The sequence below is a fragment of the Streptomyces sp. NPDC050743 genome, assembly GCF_044456925.1.
Classification (GTDB): domain Bacteria; phylum Actinomycetota; class Actinomycetes; order Streptomycetales; family Streptomycetaceae; genus Streptomyces.
In genome coordinates this window covers 52,753-70,442 of record NZ_JBITGJ010000028.1, presented here as the reverse complement: position 1 = coordinate 70,442, position 17,690 = coordinate 52,753, and the positions used below count along the sequence as shown (strand labels likewise).

Sequence of the window (17,690 nt, the reverse complement as noted above, 5' to 3'; positions counted from 1 at the left end):
CCTCGCCGTGCGGCGAGGGCCCCCTTCGGCTTACAGCTTCTCCACCGGCGCGTACCGCAGCAGCAGCCGCTTCGGCTTGGCGTCGCCGAAGTCGATCGTCGCCTCCGCGTTCGCCCCTGTGCCCTTCACGGCGACGACCGTGCCGAGCCCGAACTGGTCGTGGGTGACCCGGTCCCCGACGGCCAGGGCGACCACCGGCTTCTCCGTGGTGCGCCGCGTGGCGAACCCGGAGGCGCCCGACGCCGCGGAACGCGAGCGGGTCGAGGACAGCGAGGCCGCGATCCCGGCGACGGGTCCGGAGGACGCCGACGCCGTCCCTCCCGTCCGCTTCCAGTCCACATGGGTGGCCGGGATCTCCTCCAGGAAGCGGGAGGGCGGGTTGTACGACGGCTGGCCCCAGGCGCTGCGCATCGCCGACCGCGTGAGGTAGAGCCGCTCCCGCGCGCGCGTGATGCCGACGTACGCCAGCCGCCGCTCCTCCTCCAGCTCCTTGGTCTGGCCGAGGGCGCGCATGTGCGGGAAGACGCCGTCCTCCATGCCGGTGAGGAAGACGACCGGGAACTCCAGGCCCTTGGCGGTGTGCAGGGTCATCAGGGTGATGACGCCGGAGCCTTCCTCGTCCTCGTCGGGGATCTGGTCGGAGTCGGCGACCAGGGCGACCTGCTCCAGGAAGTCCGCGAGCGTGCCGGCCTCTCCCTCGCCGCGCTCCTGCTCGAACTCCAGGGCCACCGCCGCGAGTTCCTGGAGGTTCTCAATGCGGGTCTCGTCCTGCGGGTCGGTGGAGGCCTGCAACTCGGCCAGATAGCCGGTGCGTTCCAGCACGGCCTCCAGGACGGTCGCGGGGCCCGCGCCGGACTCGACGATGGTGCGCAGGTCCTCCATCAGCGTGTTGAACCGCTTGACGGCGTTGGTGGAGCGCGCGGCCATGCCGTACGCCTCGTCCACGCGCTTGAGCGCCTGCGGGAAGCTGATCTTCTCGCGCTGGGCGAGGGCGTCGATCATCGCCTCGGCGCGCTCGCCGATGCCCCGCTTGGGCACGTTGAGGATGCGCCGCAGCGGCACCGAGTCCTCGGGGTTGGCGAGAACGCGCAGGTAGGCCAGGACGTCCCGGACCTCCTTGCGCTCGTAGAAGCGGACTCCGCCGACGACCTTGTAGGGCAGGCCGACGCGGATGAAGACCTCTTCGAAGACACGGGACTGGGCGTTGGTGCGGTAGAAGACGGCGACGTCGCCCGCCTTGGCCTCGCCCGCGTCGACGAGGCGGTCTATCTCGTCGGAGACGAACTGGGCCTCGTCGTGCTCCGTGTCGGCGACGTAGCCGGTGATCCGCGCGCCCTGGCCGGCGTTGGTCCACAGGTTCTTCGGGCGACGGGACTCGTTGCGCTCGATGACCGCGTTGGCGGCGGACAGGATGGTCTGCGTGGAGCGGTAGTTCTGCTCCAGGAGGATCGTCGTCGCGTTCGGGTAGTCCTCCTCGAACTGGAGGATGTTGCGGATCGTCGCGCCCCGGAAAGCGTAGATGGACTGGTCCGCGTCACCCACGACGCACAGTTCGGCGGGCGGCAGGTCGTGCTCGCCGGGCGGGATGTCGCCGTCCTCGGCGGAGCGCTCCGCGGTGCCGACGAGTTCCCGCACCAGCGCGTACTGGGCGTGGTTGGTGTCCTGGTACTCGTCGACCAGGACGTGCCGGAAGCGGCGGCGGTAGTGCTCGGCGACGTCCGGGAAGGCGCGCAGCAGGTTGACCGTCGTCATGATCAGGTCGTCGAAGTCGAGCGCGTTGGCCTCGCGCAGCCGCGACTGGTAGAGCGCGTAGGCCTGGGCGAGGGTCTTCTCGAAGCCGTCGGTGGCCTGGGCGGCGAAGTCCTCCTCGTCGATCAGCTCGTTCTTCAGGTTGCTGATCTTCGCGCTGAACGACTTCGGCGGGAAGCGCTTGGGGTCGAGGTCCAGGTCGCGGCAGACCAGGGCCATCAGGCGCTTGCTGTCGGCGGCGTCGTAGATCGAGAACGACGACGTGAAGCCGAGCTTCTTCGACTCGCGGCGCAGGATGCGCACGCACGCGCTGTGGAAGGTCATCACCCACATCGCGTTCGCGCGCGGGCCGACGAGCTGCTCGACGCGCTCCTTCATCTCGCCCGCGGCCTTGTTGGTGAAGGTGATCGCGAGGATCTGGCCCGGGTGCACGTGCCGCTCGGCGAGCAGGTGGGCGATGCGGTGGGTGAGCACACGGGTCTTGCCGGACCCTGCGCCGGCGACGATGAGCAGCGGGGAGCCGGCGTGCACCACCGCGGCGCGCTGATTGTCGTTCAGCCCCGTCAGCAGGGCCGCCGCGTCGAGGGCGGGGCGGGGGGCGCCGTCGCGGTAGTACGCGTCCCGGTCCGGCGGCACGTCGAACTTCCCGCCGAACAGATCGTCCGGAAGCGGCTCCGGAGCGTGATCGTCCTCGGGCGGCGGCGGGGGCTCCTCCTCGCGCCCGCGAGGGGCCTGGAGGTCCGCCAGGAAGCTGTCGTCAAAGAGGCTGCTCATCGCTCTCCGAGTCTAGGGCGCCCCACCGACAACCGGTCGCCGTCCCCGGAACATGGCCGGCCCGGAACGCGGCCGATCGTCACCGCCGAGTGGCCCGCGGCCTGCTCACACAGGGGAACCGTCCGATGACACAGGAGCGAAACCCGGCTCAGGTCACGAAAATGTATCGGACATATCACGCACCAACCTTCACAGGAGTCACACGAGTTGGCTAGCGTGCGTCCGGGCCGTACGACCCCTACCGGCGAACCTCGCCGGGCCGCGCGGCCTCCGCCGAGTCCGGCGCGCCGCAGGGCGCCCGGAGCCGGGGACCCACCGACCTTGGGGTGAATCGGCCGGCTCCCACCCGGGACGCCGTCGTAGGGCAACCCTTCCGAACCACCGCCCGAACCCGACAGCTAACCCGGTAGGCGGCCCATTGGAAGGAGTCGCCTCCCTTGGCGTCGCACCGCAAGCCGCGCCCCGGCGGGACCATCGGAACGGGCCTTCGCACCCCCGCCCTCGCCACCGCCGCCCTCACCTCCATGGCCGTGCTCTCGCAGACCGCAGAGGCCGCCCCCCGTACCGATCACGCAAAGCCGAGCCTGGAGGAGGTCGAGAAGAAGGTCGACGATCTCTACCGCCAGGCGGAGTCGGCGACCGAGAAGTACAACGCGGCCAAGGAGCGGACCGGTAAGCAGCGGGGCCGCGTCGACGCCCTGCGCGACGACCTCGCCCGGCGCACCGAACGCCTCAACAAGGCCCGCGAGGAGCTGGGCTCGTTCGCCGCGGCCCAGTACCGCACCGGCGCCGCCGCTCCCGACACGGCCACTTTCCTGCTGGCGAACGACCCGCAGGACTACTTCGACCAGACCCAGCTGATGAACCGGCTGACCTCGCGGGAGAAGCGCGCGGTCGACGACTACATCGGCGAGCAGGCCACGACCATGAAGAAGCGGCGGGAAGCCGCGCAGAGCCTGCAGACGCTGAGCGACTCACAACACGACCTGCAGACCGCCAAGTCCACCGTCCAGAAGAAGCTGGCGTCGGCCCGCGAGCTGCTGTCGCAGCTGAATGCCCAGGAGAAGGCGCGGCTGGCCGCCATCGAGCGGGAGAAGCAGCAGGAGGCGGCGCGCAAGGCGGCCGAGCTGGCGAAGCAGCAGGCGGCCCAGCAGCAGGCAGCTCAGCAGCAGGCCGACTCGTCGTCGTCCTCGTCCACGGGGTCCGGGTCCGGATCCGGATCGGGCTCGACGGGCTCCGACTCCACCACCAGCTCGTACGACACGAAGGCCGAGAAGGCGATCGCCTTCGCCCGCGCGCAGATCGGCAAGCCGTACGTGTGGGGCGCGACCGGGCCGGACTCCTACGACTGCTCGGGCCTCACCCAGGCCGCCTGGAAGGCCGCCGGCGTCACGCTTCCGCGCACCACGTACGACCAGGTCGATGCGGGCACCACGGTCTCGCTCGCCGACGCGCGGCCGGGCGACCTGATCTTCTTCTACGACGACATCAGCCACGTCGGCGTCTACATAGGCAACGGCATGATGATCCACGCCCCCAAGCCGGGCGCGTACGTCCGCGAGGAGTCCATCTACTACGGCGGAGAGTCGATCATCCACAGCGTGGTCCGCCCGGGCTGAGGGCCTGCCCCGGGCCGGGCGCGCCTCAGCTCTTGCGCGCTCCACGCGGGCGTGCCGGCGAATTGGACGTCCGCGTGGGCGCGTGCCTGGGTCTTGGGCCGCCACGCGCGCGTGCGGCCGTCCCTCCGCCCACACTCGGGTGAGCCCTTCCTCCGTCCAAGCGCGGGCTGCCCGCTCTTTCAGGCTCATGCACGCGTACCGGCGTTTTTGCTCTTCACGCGCGCGTGCCCTTCCGGGCAGGGCCGCCGCGGCTCCCTAGCATCGGCGCATGCCCGGCATCTCAGGTCTGCGCGTGTGGTGGGCGGGGCGGTCCCCCGCGGCCGGGGCCGCCGTGATGGCGACCGGCATCCTGTCGGTGGGGCTGCACATGACCGGCGACGAGGCGGTCTCCCGGGTGGCGCTGGCGCTGACGTGCGTCGCCTGGGCCGTGCTGGCCGCGGGGTTCGTACTGCGACTGGTCGGCGAGCGGCAACGCTGGGCGACCGAGGCGGAGAGGCCGGGCGCCCTCACCTCCGTCGCCGCGACCACGGTGCTCGGCACCCGGCTCTCGCCGCTGGGCCGGCAGCCCCTGGCCGAGGCGCTCCTGGCGCTCGCGGCGCTGCTCTGGCCGGTGCTGCTGTTCTTGGTCGTACGGCGCTGGAGGCCACGCATGCCGGGGGCGGTGTTCCTGTGCTGTGTGGCCACAGAGGGGCTCGCCGTACTGGCCGCCACGCTGGCCACGGCCGAGCGCACGGCGTGGCTCGCGCACACCGCGCTGGTGCTGTTCTGGCTGGGCCTGGTGCTCTACGGTCTGGCGCTGGTCCACTTCGACGCACGGCAGGTGCTGGAGGGGCCGGGCGACCACTGGATCGCGGGCGGCGCGCTCGCGATCTCGGCGCTGGCCGGGGCGAACCTGCTCATCGCCGGGAACTCGGGCATGTACCTGTGGAACGACGACGACCGCGGCGTGCTGCACACCGTGACGGTCGCACTGCTCGTGCTGGATCTGGTCTGCTACGTCGCACTGCTGGCCGCCGAGGCGGTGCGGCCCCGGCCCGGTTACCACGTGCTGCGGTGGGCGACGGTGTTCCCGATGGGGATGACGGCGGCGGCGACGCTGTCCGCCGCGACCGTCTTCGGCGTCCCGTGGCTCGACCGGCCGGGACGGGTGCTGCTGTGGGCGGCGGTGGCGGCGTGGCTCCTGGTCGCCGCCGGTGCGGTGCTCGCGGCCCGCGCCGGCGGCGGGGACGGATGACCGTCAGGTCCACAGCACGGCGATGAAGATGTTCGCAATGGTCAGCAGTCCGGCCAGCCCGAACATCCCCTTGTCGACCTTCTCCTCGTCGCGCTTCACATAGACCAGCCCGAGGATCACGATCAGCAGCGCCAGCTTGACGCCGATCTTGATGGTGTTGACGTGGTGGTCGTCGGCCTGGTTGAGGCCGACCAGGACCACCCCGGTGACCAGCATGGTCAGCGCGCCGTGCAGCATCGCGGGCACGAACCGGGCCGTGCCCTGGCCCATCGCCTTCATCTGGGTGAGGAAACCGCCGAGCAGCGCGGCGATGCCGATGATGTGCAGGCCGACGAAGAGATGGATGAGTACGTCCATGGGCCCGGAGCCTAACCAGGGGCCCAGTGGCCTCCCGCCACCGGCCCCGGTCACCGCGGTCGGCGACCACACGGACGATCTTGCATATATGCGCCCCATAGCACCCCACACCTCCCGTCCGTCCCGTTTTCCGCAGTTCGGTCACCACGCTCTGTAAAGGTGACGACTCCACAACGGTCACGCGGTCACTTGCGGTCACATCCCGGCCCTTCAAGGGCAGTTCCGCACACTGCGTTACCCACTCGTCACAGTCGGGCATAGCGTCCTCCCTCAGGTGACCGGCTCCCCACCGCCGCCCGGGCCAGGGGCGGCCGTCGGCCACCACCGCCGAGAAGGGTCCGGCGGTGGCCCGCTTCCCCTGTGCGGGCCGCCGCCGGACACACGGACCTCTCGGTCGCACCAGTCCTATGGAAGGACGTGACGGTCCAGGTGGCAGCGCACCGCAAGGCCCCGCAACGCTCGATGGGCGGCCATACAGCCCGGACGGCCGCCACGCTCGCCCTGGCGGGTGCGGCCACCGCGACGGGGTTCGACGGAACCGGACACGCCGAGCCGCAGCTGACGCCGGCACAGGTGAAGGCCAAGGTCGACAAGCTGTACCAGGAGGCCGAGGCCGCGACCGAGAAGTACGACGGCGTGAAGGAGAAGGCGGCCGCGGAGCAGCGGCGGCTGAACGCGCTGCGGGACGAGACCGCCCGCAAGCAGCAGAACCTCAACACCGCCCGGGACGCACTGGGCTCGTTCGCGGCGGCGCAGTACCGCGAGGGCGGCTTCGCACGGACCTGGCAGCTGGCCCTGTCCGGCGACCCCGACCGGTATCTGGACGACGCCGCGTTCGTGGAGCGGGCCGGTCACCGGCAGGCCGCCGCCGTGTCCCGGGTGCGCGAACAGCTGCGGGAGATCGAGCAGTTGCGGGGCGCGGCACGCATCGAACTGCGGTCGCTGCGGTCACGGCAGGCCGAGCTGCGACGGCAGAAGAAGACCATCACCGGCAAGCTGGAGCAGGCCCGGCGGCTGCTGGCGGGGCTCACTCCGCAGCAGCTGTCCGAGGTCACCGGCGGCAGCGTGGCGGGACGTGCCTCCCGCTCGGCCTCGGACGCCCGGGACGCGCTGGAGCAGGCCGGGTCGGCCACGGCGCCGAACGCGCGCGCCGAGGCGGCCGTCGACTACGCCTACGCCAAGCTCGGCAGCCCCTATGTGTGGGGCGCGGCCGGCCCGAACGCCTTCGACTGCTCGGGACTGGTCCAGGCCGCCTACCGCTCGGCCGGCATCTCCCTGCCTCGCACCACCTACGCCCAGATCAACGCGGGCCGGCGCGTCTCCCGCTTCGAACTGCGGCCCGGGGACCTGGTGTTCTTCTACTCCGGCATCAGCCACGTCGGCATCTACGTGGGCAACGGGCAGATCATCCACGCCCCGAACCCCTCGGCGCCGGTCCGGCTGGCCCCGGTCGACCTGATGCCGTTCGCCGGGGCGACCCGGGTGTCCTAGACAAGGCCTGGGGCAGGCCCGCAGGGGTCAAACGAGCCGGCGGGCCGTCGCCCAGCGGGTCAGTTCGTGGCGGTTGGACAGCTGGAGCTTGCGCAGGACCGCCGAGACATGGGACTCGACCGTCTTCACCGAGATGAACAGCTGCTTGGCGATCTCCTTGTAGGCGTAGCCACGGGCGATCAGGCGGAGCACCTCGCGCTCGCGCTGGGTGAGGCGGTCGAGGTCCTCGTCCACGGGCGGGGCGTCGGTGGAGGCGAAGGCGTCCAGCACGAACCCGGCCAGGCGCGGGGAGAAGACGGCGTCGCCCTCCTGGACGCGGAAGATGGAGTCGACGAGGTCGGTTCCGGTGATGGTCTTGGTGACATAGCCGCGGGCGCCGCCGCGGATCACGCCGATCACGTCCTCCGCCGCGTCGGACACGGACAGCGCGAGGAAGCGCACGGGCCGCTCGGTGTCCGCCGTCAACGCCGCGCACCGGCGCAGCACTTCGACGCCGCCGCCGCCCGGCAGGTGGACGTCGAGGAGGACCACCTCGGGCCGGGTCGCGGTGATCACCGTGACCGCCTGGTCCACGTCCGCGGCCTCGCCGACCACCTCGACGCCGGTCTCGGCGGTCTGCCCAATCTCGGCCTGGACACCGGTGCGGAACATCCGGTGGTCGTCCACGAGCACCACCCGTACGTGCCGTCCGCCCGCGCCGCCGTCGGCGGCCCCGGACCCGGCCCCCTCGGGGGTGCCCGCCGTGCCGTTCGCCTCGGTCGCGTCGCTCATGACGTCCTCTCCGCCCTCTCCATCTCCAGCTCGACCTCCGTGCCGCCGCCCGGCACCGACCGCAGCCGGGCCGTGCCGCCGTTGCGCTCCATGCGGCCGATGATCGATTCTCTGACGCCCATGCGGTCGGCGGGTATCGAGTCGAGGTCGAAACCGGGTCCCCGGTCGCGCACGGACACGAAGACCGACCTCCCCTCGACCTCGGCATAGACCTGTACGGCGCCGCCCTCGCCACCGTACTTGGCGGCGTTCACCATCGCCTCGCGCGCGGCCTGCATCTGCGCGCCGGTCCTCTCGTCCAGCGGGCAGTCGCCGACGATCACGACCTCGATGGGCACACCGTGCTTGTCCTCCACCTCGGCGGCGCTGCGCCGCACCGCCTCGGCGACCGTGTCCGGCTCGTCGGCCTCGTCCTTGCCGGTGCCCTCCGGCTTGTAGAGCCAGGTGCGCAGGTCGCGCTCCTGGGCGCGGGCGAGGCGGCGCACCTCGCTCGCGTTGTCGGCGTTGCGCTGGATCAGGGTGAGGGTGTGCAGCACGGAGTCATGGACGTGGGCGGCGACCTCCGCACGCTCCTGGGCGCGGATGCGCATCAGGCGTTCCTCGGACAGGTCCTGGGTCATGCGGACCAGGTACGGGCCGGCGAGCAGCGTGATGCCGACGAGCACGGCGAGGGCCGCCTGCAGGACGGCGCCGAGATGGGCGGCCGAGCCCTGCAGCCAGAAGATCGCGGACACACCGGCCGTGACGAGCAGGACACCGCCGGCCGCGCGCAGCAGGGTGAGGGTGCGGCGCCGGCGGCCGACCTCGACCCAGCGGGCCCGGCGGGCGTTGTCCGCCTGGCGCCAGACCAGGGCGACACCGGCCGCGACGAGGACGGCGGGCAGCAGATACGCCTTGGCCGCGCTGGTCAGGTTCACGCTGCCCACGAACACGAGGGACACGACGACCATGAGGAGCAGCGCGACGATCTGCCCGCGGTCCGGCTTGCGGGCCACGAGTCTGCGCCGGCCGCCCGGCGCGGTCTCGGTGGCGACCAACGGCTGCTTGTGACCGCCGACGCCGCCGACGCCGAGCGGGACGAAGAACCAGAACGCCGCGTAGAGCAGCGCGCCCAGGCCGTTCGCCATGAACAGGCCGACGAAGGCGAGCCGCACCCAGATGACAGGCAGCCCGAGATGCCCGGCGAGGCCCCGCGCCACCCCGCCGAGCCAGCGTCCGTCGCTGCTGCGGTAGAGCTTGCGCGGCGGCCGCGGGTCGTCGACTGGCAGGCTTGCGGCTTCCGGCATGCCAACGATGGTCACATGCCCGGCGGGGCCAGGCATCAGGGTCGGCCCCCGAGACGCCCCTGATCTTCCTCGGGGCCGGGTCGGGGAGCGCCTCGCGGGGCCGGCCGGCTGCGGCTCGAACGGTTCCCCGCCTTGTCTCAGGGCCGATTTCAGGGTTCGGCCAGGGTCGTCCCGACTGCCGCGGCGGCGGCCGGGCCGTCACCATGGACGCATGACGGATCACGAGCACGCCGCGACGGGTCCGGGACCCGGCTCCGGCCCGCGCCCGGCCCCGGGCACCGGACCGACGGATGCCGCGCCCGCCGCGACGGAGAAGACGGGAGCGGCCGGCGCCGGCACCGACACGCATACCGACGCACTGCGGCGGGATCAGGAGCAGCCCGCCGCCGGAGCCCCCGAGCGGCTCCGGCGCGACCGCGAGCACAAGATGATCGCGGGCGTGTGCGCGGGCCTCGGCCGGCACACCGACATGGACCCGGTGATCTTCCGGATCACCCTGGCCGTGCTGTCCGCGACCGGCGGCATCGGCCTCCTCTTCTACGGCTTCGCCTGGCTGCTGGTGCCGTACGAGGACGAGGAGGAGAACGAGGTCCGCAAGCTGCTGACGGGCCGGGTCGACGGCCAGGCGCTCGCCGCCGTGCTCTTCGCCCTGGTCGGCTGCGGGATCTTCCTGACCATGCTGAGAAACGGCGGGGTGCTGGCCTTCGCCGTGGTGCTCTCCCTGCTGCTGGCGGGCGCCGGGTACTGGTCGCGGCGCCGCGGCGCCCCCGACCCCGACCCGCTCGCCGCGCAGGCCGCCGCCGACGCCCCGCCGGAGGCCCAGGCCCCGCCGGTCGTCACCGTCTTCCCGTCGTGGTGGCGGGACCCGATCGTCAAGGACGGCACCCATGTCGGCGGCACCGGCTATCTGTGGGGGCCCGGCGACGCCCGCGACCGGGACCTCACCTCGATGGTCGACGTCGGCATCGCCACCCCTTGGACCCACGGCGGCCAGAGCTCCGTACAGCCACGGCCCAGTGCGCCCCCGAGACCGCGCGGCCCCCGCTGGATCGGCGGCTGGGTGTTCCTGCTCGCCCTGGTGGCGGGCGGCCTGGGCACCGGACTGACCTGGGACACGCACCCGCTGGGCACCAGTCTGCAGACCGGTCTGGCGTGCGCGCTGGCGGTCTTCGGCCTGGGCATCACGATCAGCGCGTTCCTGGGCCGTACGGGAGCCGGGACGGTCTTCCTGGCGGTCGTCACGGCGGCGCTGCTCGCCGGGGCGTCGGCCATGCCCAAGGACATCACCACCCACTGGAGAGACACCTCCTGGGCGCCCGCCGCGACGGCGCAGGTGCGGCCGGCGTACGACCTCGGCACCGGGCGCGGCACGCTGGACCTGAGCCGGGTGCGTCCGGGCAAGGGGCGCACGGTCACGACGGACGCCCACGTGGGCGCGGGACAGCTGAAGGTGATCGTGCCAGCGGACCCGGCCGTGCGGATGCGCATCGAGGTGGGCGTCGGAGACATCCGGTTGCCCGGGGACAGCAGGAAGGACGTGGACGTGCAGCCGCGCAGGCTCAAGAACGTGACGCTGGCGCCGGCCAAGGGCGCCAAGGACGCCGGCACGCTCGACCTCACGCTGAAGGTCGGGGCCGGACAGGTGGAGGTGGATCGTGCTGCGTCATGAGTTCCAGCCCGGGAGGCTGGTCGCCGGGCTCTTCCTCACCGCCACCGGCGTGGTCTTCGCGGGAGACGCGGGCGGACTGTGGCAGACGCCGTGGTTCGCGGTCGTGCCGCTGATCGTGGGCGGCCTGTTCCTCGCCGGTGCCACGGCGACGGTGGCCCGGGGCATACGCAGACGGGGTCACGCCGAGCGCGTCTGACGGTCCCGGTACGCCTGGCCCGCCGACGTGCGGCGGCCAGTGGTCGCGCGGCGGCGGGTGTCTCGCGGCCACCGGCGGACAGACCGCCGGCGGCCATGGGACAGTCCGTCGGTTATCGGTAGCCGCCCAGTCGCTGCCGGCGGCGGGCTCGCCAGGCCGCGTCCACGGAGAGGTAGGGCGCGCCGGCGAGGACCAGGGGGATCCAGGCCATGAAGTAGGCCAGGTCGTTGCCGTAGTAGTAGGGGGTCGTCGACCAGCTCACCGTCATCCACAGGCTGAACGAGATCAGCGCGCCACCGAGCGCGGCCAGCCGGCCGAGCAGACCGAGCAGGGTGCCGATGCCGACGGCCAGTTCACCGAGGGCGATGGCGTAGCCGAAGCCGACCGGGGACTTCAGGGCCAGGTCGACCAGGGCCGGGATGGCGGCGGAGGAGCGGGCCGCCTGCATGGTCTCACCGATGGATCCGGCTCCGCCGGACTTCAGGAAGGAGCTGCTGGTGAGCTTGTCCAGGCTGGCGTAGATGAAGGTGACGCCGAGGAAGATACGCAGCGGCAGGAGGGCGTAGCGGGTGGCGGTGTCCCGCCAGCCGCCGGGTCCGTCGAGCCGGTTCATGTGCGTGTCCGTCCGAATGCCGTGAGTCATCGTCGCAAAACCGCCCTCTCGCCCGCCGTCCCGCCCCTCACTTGACCATACGTACGACGAGAGCGCGCAGTTCAATCCCAACCCGGATGTTTTTCCGGATTTCGGCCCCTCGTACGGGAGGCCGGAAAGGGCCCCTCGGAGCGCACTCGGATGCGAGAAAGGATCTGGCTCCAGGACCAGCGCCGCGGCGTTCCCGGCGTCCGGTGCCGGCTGCCGGTGTGGGTCGGTCGGTATCACCGACAGGACGCTCTCGCTCAGCGGCCGACCGCTCCCCCGCCGCTCACTCGGTGACCTGGACGATGCACCGGTTGGTCGCCACCCCGGCCGCGGTGACCACCTGCACCTCCACCGCCCCGGGCTCGACCTCGGCCGGTACGGGCACGGTCAGGACGCCGTCGGTGGGGTTGCTGAAGCCGCCGATGACGGGGACGAGCGGGACGTGCACGTCGACGTTGCCGATGCGGACCACCATGCGGGAGAGCCGGTCAGCACTCTGGGCGCCGGGCGGCACGAAACCGGCGCCACGGATCTCGATGTCGTCGCCGGTGCGGATCGGCCCGTCCAGGTCGCCGGGTTCGCGGGCGCGGACCACGGACAGGACGACCGGGCGGCCCCCCTCGGCGTACTTGCCGGCCAGGTAGGTCACGGCCGAGATCAGCACCACGACGCCCAGGCCCCAGGGGAGGTCCGGCAGCTGGTCGGGGCGGCGGGCCAGCCGTACGGCGGCGAACACCAGGGCGACGGCGCTGATGGCGACGTACTGGATGTCGGTGAAGGCGCCCCGGCCGGAGTCGTCGGTGAGCAGGTCGGCGGCGCGTGGCCGGTGCGCGGGCACCTTCTGCAGCCGCTGCGCGAGGATGCGCAGGCCCACTACCCGGCGGGCCACGACGGCGATGCCGCACACCACGGCGAGGACGGTCACCACGCCCGCGCCACGCGCGAGGTCGAGGCCCGAGATCAGCGCGTCGCGTTGGACGTGGTCGGAGGCGGCGGCCAGCCGGACGGCCAGCAGCAGGACGGCGTAGCCGACGAACAGCACCCAGCAGGCGGCGACCGTGCGGGAGGTGGACATCCGGTTGTCCTCGCCGATCAACGGGGCCAGCGCCCCGCCGCGGGCCCGGTGCAGCCAGGAGGCGGCGCTGAGCACACCGGCGACGACGAGCGCGGCGGTCAGGGCTGCGGTGCGGGCACCGGTCCAGCCCGCGCCGACCGCGGTGAGCGCCTCGCCGAGCAGCAGGGCGAGCACCGAGCCCCACGCGACGCACACCGTCCGCAGCCACAGCCGGGCGAGCCAGGCCTCGCCCTCGGCGCGGCCGCGTTCGGCGACGGCCTCAGCCCGCTGGGTCAGTTCCTCGGAGACCCACTGGCGGGACGCCGAGGCGGAGTGCGCCACGGCCGCCGGCAGACCCAGCCCGGCCGCGAACTCGTCACGCCGGCGCAGGAACGCGGCGACGGCCCGCCGGTGTCCCTCCCGGGCGCCGTGCGGGCAGTCCCCGCAGGTGCAGCCGCCCTCGTGGACCCCGTCGGCACCCGTGCCCTGTCTCGCCTCCTGCACCGCCACGACCGACGCCCGCCTTCCCCACGACCTTCCGGCGCGGCCGGCGGTCCCTCGATGGAAGGACTCACCGCCGCGCAACCGCCCTGCGTCGACAGCGAATTGTGCCCTACGCCGGGCCGCCCGGGACCGTCGGGCCGTGTCATGGCGGGTGAAGTGCGCGCCACCGTGTTGACCCGGCTGCGAGAATTTCCGTATGGCCGAGATCATCCAGCGGGACGGGACCTGGGCCTTCGACGGCAGCACGATCCGGATCACCCCCGGACTGCACCGCTGCGTGCCGCTGTTCCGGCAGACGTACGGGGAGATCTCCGTGCCGCTGGAGGCGGTCTCGGACGTGGTCTGGGAACCCGAGCGCAAGCGTGGCCGGCTGCGGATGCGGCTGCGCGAGGGCGCCGACCCGCTGCTGCAGGCGACGGGCGGCCGGCTGCCGGACCCGGCCGACCCCTACCGGCTGACGGTGGAGGCGGACCGCGGCGGGGTCGCGGAGTACGTCGCCGAGGAGATCCGGCACGCCCTGCTCCTCGACCGGGTCCCCAAGGAGCCCACGAACGCCTATCTGCTGCCGGGCCCGCCGGTGCCGGTGTCCGTGCGGTCCTCCGATGGCACGGTCTCCTTCGACGGCACGCAGGTGCGCATCGACTGGGCGGACACCTCCGATCGGGTCAAGCGCGCGACCGGCCCGCGGATCATCGCCCTCGGCGACCTGGTGCAGGTGGAGTGGCTGCCCAACTCCGGGTACGAGGACGGCTTTCTGCGGTTCGTGACCCCGGAGACGGTGTTCTCCAAGCTGCCGCCCGAGCGGGACCCCTACACCCTGGACCTGTGGGGCAGCGTGCGGCGCGATCTGCTGACCGCGCTGGTCGCGACGGCCGTCACCGCCCGGCTGCCGCATCCCTCCACCCGCACGGGTGCCGCGTACGACGGCCGGGACCGGCAGCGGGCGGCCGTGCCGGAGCGGGCCGACCACCATGACGTACTGCTGCGCCGGCTGCGGGAGTTGGGTGAGCTGCACCGGGACGGGGTGCTCACGGACGAGGAGTTCGCGACGACCAAGGCGGCGGTGCTCAGGGGGTTCGGCTGAGCATGCCCGTTCGGCTGAGCATGCCTGGAGGGTTCAGCTCAGCAGGTCGGGCTCGCTGCGGCTGATGTCCTGCCACAGCGGCTGGTAGTTGATCCAGGCCACCAGGTCGCCGCCGAGCTGTTCGCGGGTGGCGACGGCCAGCTTGTGGTCGATGAGGATGGGGCGGCCGGCCGCCTTCGCCATCAGCTGCACCTGGCAGGACCGCTCCATGGACAGGAACCACCAGGCGGCGGCGTCCACCGAGTCACCGACGGTGAGCAGTCCGTGGTTGCGCAGCACGAGCGCCTTGCGGGAGCCGAGGGCCCCGGCGATCCGGCGGCCTTCCTCGATGTCGACGGTGACTCCGCTGTAGGCGTCGTAGAGCGCCACGTCCTCGTAGAAGGCGCAGCTCTCCTGGGTGATGGGGTCGATCAGCTCGCCGAGCGCGGCGAGGGCGCGGCCGTGCACGGAGTGGCAGTGGGCGACGGCGACGACGTCCGGGCGGGCGGCGTGGACCTGGGCGTGCACGGTGAACGCGGCCTGGTTGACGTGGTAGCGGCCCTGGACGACCTGCCCGTCCTGGTTGACGAGGACCAGGTCGCCGACCGTGACGTGCTTGAACGGCATCCCGAAGGGGTTGACCCAGAAGCAGTCGGTGAACTCCGGGTCGCGGGCGGTGATGTGCCCGGAGACGCCGTCCTCGAGCCCGCTCCGCCCGAAGATCCGCAAGGCCCCGGCGAGCCGCTCCTTGCGGTGCCGGCGCTCGTCCTCGACCGAGTCGAACATCGGCGGCATGGCGAACTGCAGCTGGTCGGTGGGCAGCGGCAGGGGCGGCGGGGTGGGCCCGTGCATAGGTCCTCCAGCGCTGGGATTGCTGTACGCGCCGGAAGTTACCGCCGGTCGGCGCAAAAGGGCAGAGCTGTTTTGTAAAGATGACGTACGCGGTGGAAACACGACAGAGGATGTCCGGTTTGCCGGTCAGACTGGCGTGCATGACACATACGAACTGGGCGGCCTTCGCCTCCGCCGAACCCGGGCTCGCGCGGCTCGTCGAGGAGCGTTTCGGCGCCTTCCGCCACCACGTCCTCGCCACCCTGCGCAAGGACGGCTCGCCGCGCACCTCCGGTCTGGAGGCCGACTTCCGCGGCGGTGAGCTGTGGCTCGGCATGATGGCGGACTCGCTGAAGGCCCGCGACCTGCGCCGCGACCCCCGCTTCTCGCTCCAGGCGAACCCGGGCGAGGGCACGGACATGGGCGGCGGGGACGTACGGATCTCGGGGCGGGCGTACGAGGTCGAGGGTGAGCGGAAGTCCGGGTACGCGAAAGAGGTGGAACCGCCGGAGCCGTTCCACCTCTTCCGTACCGAGCTGACGGAGGTCGTACGGACCTGTGTCGAGGACGAGAAGTACCTCGTCGTCCAGGTCTGGAAGCCCGGTATGCCCTTGCGCACGCTCAAGCGCGCCTAGGGCCTACTCCCACTCGATGGTGCCCGGCGGCTTGGAGGTGACGTCGAGGACGACCCGGTTGACGTCCCGGACCTCGTTGGTGATCCGAGTGGAGATGCGGGCCAGGACGTCGTACGGCAGCCGGGACCAGTCGGCGGTCATGGCGTCCTCGGAGGACACCGGACGCAGCACGATCGGGTGGCCGTAGGTGCGGCCGTCGCCCTGGACGCCGACGGAGCGGACGTCGGCGAGCAGCACCACCGGGCACTGCCAGATGTCGCGGTCGAGGCCGGCCGCGGTGAGCTCCTCGCGGGCGATCGCGTCGGCGTCGCGGAGCAGGTCCAGGCGCTCCTTGGTGACCTCGCCGACGATGCGGATGCCGAGGCCCGGGCCCGGGAACGGCTGGCGCTGGACGATCTCCTCCGGCAGGCCCAGCTCCTGGCCGACCATGCGGACCTCGTCCTTGAACAGCTTGCGCAGCGGCTCGATCAGCTTGAACTCGAGGTCCTCGGGCAGGCCGCCGACGTTGTGGTGCGACTTGATGTTGGCGGTGCCGGTGCCGCCGCCGGACTCGACCACGTCCGGGTACAGGGTGCCCTGGACCAGGAACTCCACGGCCGGGCCCTCGTCGGCGATGATGTCGGCCTGCGCCTGCTCGAAGACGCGGATGAACTCACGGCCGATGATCTTGCGCTTCTCCTCGGGGTCCGCGACGCCCTTGAGCGCGGTCAGGAAGCGCTCCTCGGCGTCCACGACGACGAGCTTGACGCCGGTCGCGGCCACGAAGTCCTTCTCGACCTGCTCGGTCTCGCCCTTGCGCATCAGACCGTGGTCGACGTACACGCAGGTCAGCTGGTCGCCGATGGCCCGCGCCACGAGGGCGGCGGCGACGGCGGAGTCCACACCGCCGGACAGACCGCAGATCGCGCGCTTGTCGCCGACCTGCTCGCGGATCGCGGCGACCTGCTCCTCGATCACGTTGCCGGTCGTCCAGTTCGGCTGCAGACCCGCGCCGCGGTAGAGGAAGTGCTCCAGCACCTGCTGGCCGTGCGTGGAGTGCATGACCTCGGGGTGGTACTGGACGCCGTAGAGCTTCTTCTCGTCGTTCTCGAAGGCGGCGACCGGGACGACGTCCGTGGACGCGGTGACGGTGAAGCCCTCGGGAGCGGCGGAGCAGGCGTCGCCGTGCGACATCCACACGTGCTGCTCGTCCGGGGTGCCCTCGAAGAGGGTGGAGGACGTCCGGGAGACGTGCAGGTCGGTACGGCCGTACTCGCGGGCCCCGGTGTTGTCGACGGTGCCGCCGAGGGACTCGGCCATCAGCTGGAAGCCGTAGCACATGCCGAAGACGGGGACGCCGGCCTCGAAGATCTCGCGGTCGAGGGTGGGGGCGCCTGCCTCGTACACCGACGAGGGGCCGCCGGAGAGGATGATCGCCGCGGGGTTCTTGGCGAGCATCTCCTTCACCGGCATGGTGCTCGGCACGATCTCGCTGTAGACCCGGGCCTCGCGGACGCGACGGGCGATGAGCTGGGCGTACTGCGCGCCGAAGTCGACGACCAGGACGGTGTCCGGGGTGGCGGCAGTGGAAGTCGCTGATGACACGGGGTGCCTTCTGGTGGTCGGGCGGGGTCTGTGCTAACGAGTCTAACGGTGTGGGCACGGAGGCTTCCCCTGCACCGAGCCATGGCATACTGACCCCATGCGCAAGCACTCGACCTTCGTCTTTACCTATGGCATCCGGCCCGCCGGCTGCCATGGTCGAGCTGCTTGAGCGCAACGCCGAGCGACTTCCCAGGCGCCCCGGGCCGACAAGGCCCGGGGCGCCTGTCGTTTTC

Annotated in this window: 15 protein-coding genes and 1 riboswitch; of the genes, 7 read left to right on the top strand and 8 right to left on the bottom strand. The window is 72.0% G+C overall.

Features of this window, described 5'->3' with window-relative positions; all coding sequences use genetic code 11:
• Positions 1-30 precede the first annotated feature (30 nt).
• Entirely contained in the window at positions 31-2,523 is a 2,493-nt protein-coding gene (gene pcrA, locus ACIBJF_RS25570; protein ID WP_399176974.1) for a DNA helicase PcrA, read from the bottom strand.
• Between the two features lie 261 nt (positions 2,524-2,784).
• Positions 2,785-2,953: riboswitch (cyclic di-AMP (ydaO/yuaA leader) on the top strand.
• Between the two features lie 7 nt (positions 2,954-2,960).
• Between pcrA and ACIBJF_RS25565 the strand changes: the two genes are divergently transcribed.
• Positions 2,961-4,142: an NlpC/P60 family protein gene (locus ACIBJF_RS25565; RefSeq protein WP_399176972.1), complete on the top strand. Its 1,182-nt coding sequence runs from the start codon at positions 2,961-2,963 to the stop codon at positions 4,140-4,142.
• Between the two features lie 268 nt (positions 4,143-4,410).
• Positions 4,411-5,376, top strand: coding sequence for a tellurite resistance/C4-dicarboxylate transporter family protein (locus ACIBJF_RS25560; RefSeq protein WP_399176971.1), 966 nt, complete (start codon positions 4,411-4,413; stop codon positions 5,374-5,376).
• 3 nt (positions 5,377-5,379) lie between these two features.
• Here ACIBJF_RS25560 and ACIBJF_RS25555 read toward each other — a convergent pair whose 3' ends face one another.
• On the bottom strand, positions 5,380-5,733 hold the full coding sequence (locus tag ACIBJF_RS25555; protein WP_399176969.1) for a hypothetical protein: 354 nt from the start codon (positions 5,731-5,733) through the stop codon (positions 5,380-5,382).
• A 429-nt stretch (positions 5,734-6,162) separates the two neighbouring features.
• On the opposite strand from ACIBJF_RS25555, the gene ACIBJF_RS25550 reads away from it, so the two are divergent.
• Positions 6,163-7,224: an NlpC/P60 family protein gene (locus ACIBJF_RS25550; RefSeq protein WP_399177016.1), complete on the top strand. Its 1,062-nt coding sequence runs from the start codon at positions 6,163-6,165 to the stop codon at positions 7,222-7,224.
• A gap of 27 nt (positions 7,225-7,251) precedes the next feature.
• Here the strand turns inward: ACIBJF_RS25550 and ACIBJF_RS25545 are convergent, their stop codons facing one another.
• Positions 7,252-7,995: a LuxR C-terminal-related transcriptional regulator gene (locus ACIBJF_RS25545; RefSeq protein ID WP_399176968.1), complete on the bottom strand. Its 744-nt coding sequence runs from the start codon at positions 7,993-7,995 to the stop codon at positions 7,252-7,254.
• On the bottom strand, positions 7,992-9,317 hold the full coding sequence (locus ACIBJF_RS25540; protein WP_399176966.1) for a PspC domain-containing protein: 1,326 nt from the start codon (positions 9,315-9,317) through the stop codon (positions 7,992-7,994). The genes ACIBJF_RS25545 and ACIBJF_RS25540 overlap by 4 nt, the downstream gene beginning before the upstream one ends.
• A gap of 175 nt (positions 9,318-9,492) precedes the next feature.
• Here ACIBJF_RS25540 and ACIBJF_RS25535 point away from each other — a divergent pair, with 175 nt between their 5' ends.
• Positions 9,493-10,950 (top strand): PspC domain-containing protein, encoded by a 1,458-nt coding sequence (locus tag ACIBJF_RS25535; protein WP_399176965.1) that lies wholly within the window; start codon positions 9,493-9,495, stop codon positions 10,948-10,950.
• The gene (locus ACIBJF_RS25530) at positions 10,937-11,146 is read left to right on the top strand and encodes a hypothetical protein (protein ID WP_399176964.1); all 210 of its coding nucleotides are present in this window, start codon (positions 10,937-10,939) and stop codon (positions 11,144-11,146) included. Before ACIBJF_RS25535 ends, ACIBJF_RS25530 begins: the two co-directional genes overlap by 14 nt.
• Before the next feature lie 112 nt (positions 11,147-11,258).
• Here the strand turns inward: ACIBJF_RS25530 and ACIBJF_RS25525 are convergent, their stop codons facing one another.
• Both ACIBJF_RS25525 and ACIBJF_RS25520 read right to left on the bottom strand, forming a co-directional pair.
• Positions 11,259-11,789: a DoxX family membrane protein gene (locus ACIBJF_RS25525; protein ID WP_399176962.1), complete on the bottom strand. Its 531-nt coding sequence runs from the start codon at positions 11,787-11,789 to the stop codon at positions 11,259-11,261.
• Positions 11,790-12,069: 280 nt separating this feature from the next.
• Complete coding sequence (locus tag ACIBJF_RS25520) at positions 12,070-13,350, bottom strand: hypothetical protein (RefSeq protein WP_399176960.1); 1,281 nt, start codon at positions 13,348-13,350, stop codon at positions 12,070-12,072.
• Between the two features lie 190 nt (positions 13,351-13,540).
• Between ACIBJF_RS25520 and ACIBJF_RS25515 the strand changes: the two genes are divergently transcribed.
• Positions 13,541-14,428, top strand: coding sequence for a DUF4429 domain-containing protein (locus ACIBJF_RS25515; protein ID WP_399176959.1), 888 nt, complete (start codon positions 13,541-13,543; stop codon positions 14,426-14,428).
• 33 nt (positions 14,429-14,461) lie between these two features.
• On the opposite strand, the gene ACIBJF_RS25510 is transcribed toward ACIBJF_RS25515, so the two are convergent.
• Positions 14,462-15,259 carry a class II aldolase/adducin family protein gene (locus ACIBJF_RS25510; protein ID WP_356302100.1) on the bottom strand — a complete coding sequence of 266 codons (798 nt, stop codon included), beginning with the start codon at positions 15,257-15,259 and terminating at the stop codon, positions 14,462-14,464.
• Between the two features lie 140 nt (positions 15,260-15,399).
• Between ACIBJF_RS25510 and ACIBJF_RS25505 the strand changes: the two genes are divergently transcribed.
• Positions 15,400-15,873 carry a pyridoxamine 5'-phosphate oxidase family protein gene (locus tag ACIBJF_RS25505; RefSeq protein WP_399176958.1) on the top strand — a complete coding sequence of 158 codons (474 nt, stop codon included), beginning with the start codon at positions 15,400-15,402 and terminating at the stop codon, positions 15,871-15,873.
• 3 nt (positions 15,874-15,876) lie between these two features.
• Here the strand turns inward: ACIBJF_RS25505 and guaA are convergent, their stop codons facing one another.
• On the bottom strand, positions 15,877-17,457 hold the full coding sequence (gene guaA, locus ACIBJF_RS25500; protein WP_399176955.1) for a glutamine-hydrolyzing GMP synthase: 1,581 nt from the start codon (positions 17,455-17,457) through the stop codon (positions 15,877-15,879).
• Positions 17,458-17,690 lie beyond the last annotated feature (233 nt).

What these genes read in the sequence shown, in the direction of transcription:
- pcrA (WP_399176974.1), bottom strand. Translation starts at nt 2,523, where the DNA reads ATGAGCAGCCTCTTTGACGACAGCTTCCTGGCGGACCTCCAGGCCCCT.
- ACIBJF_RS25560 (WP_399176971.1), top strand. Translation starts at nt 4,411, where the DNA reads ATGCCCGGCATCTCAGGTCTGCGCGTGTGGTGGGCGGGGCGGTCCCCC.
- ACIBJF_RS25555 (WP_399176969.1), bottom strand. Translation starts at nt 5,733, where the DNA reads ATGGACGTACTCATCCATCTCTTCGTCGGCCTGCACATCATCGGCATC.
- ACIBJF_RS25545 (WP_399176968.1), bottom strand. Translation starts at nt 7,995, where the DNA reads ATGAGCGACGCGACCGAGGCGAACGGCACGGCGGGCACCCCCGAGGGG.
- ACIBJF_RS25540 (WP_399176966.1), bottom strand. Translation starts at nt 9,317, where the DNA reads ATGCCTGGCCCCGCCGGGCATGTGACCATCGTTGGCATGCCGGAAGCC.
- ACIBJF_RS25535 (WP_399176965.1), top strand. Translation starts at nt 9,493, where the DNA reads ATGACGGATCACGAGCACGCCGCGACGGGTCCGGGACCCGGCTCCGGC.
- ACIBJF_RS25525 (WP_399176962.1), bottom strand. Translation starts at nt 11,789, where the DNA reads ATGACTCACGGCATTCGGACGGACACGCACATGAACCGGCTCGACGGA.
- ACIBJF_RS25515 (WP_399176959.1), top strand. Translation starts at nt 13,541, where the DNA reads ATGGCCGAGATCATCCAGCGGGACGGGACCTGGGCCTTCGACGGCAGC.
- ACIBJF_RS25510 (WP_356302100.1), bottom strand. Translation starts at nt 15,259, where the DNA reads ATGCACGGGCCCACCCCGCCGCCCCTGCCGCTGCCCACCGACCAGCTG.
- ACIBJF_RS25505 (WP_399176958.1), top strand. Translation starts at nt 15,400, where the DNA reads ATGACACATACGAACTGGGCGGCCTTCGCCTCCGCCGAACCCGGGCTC.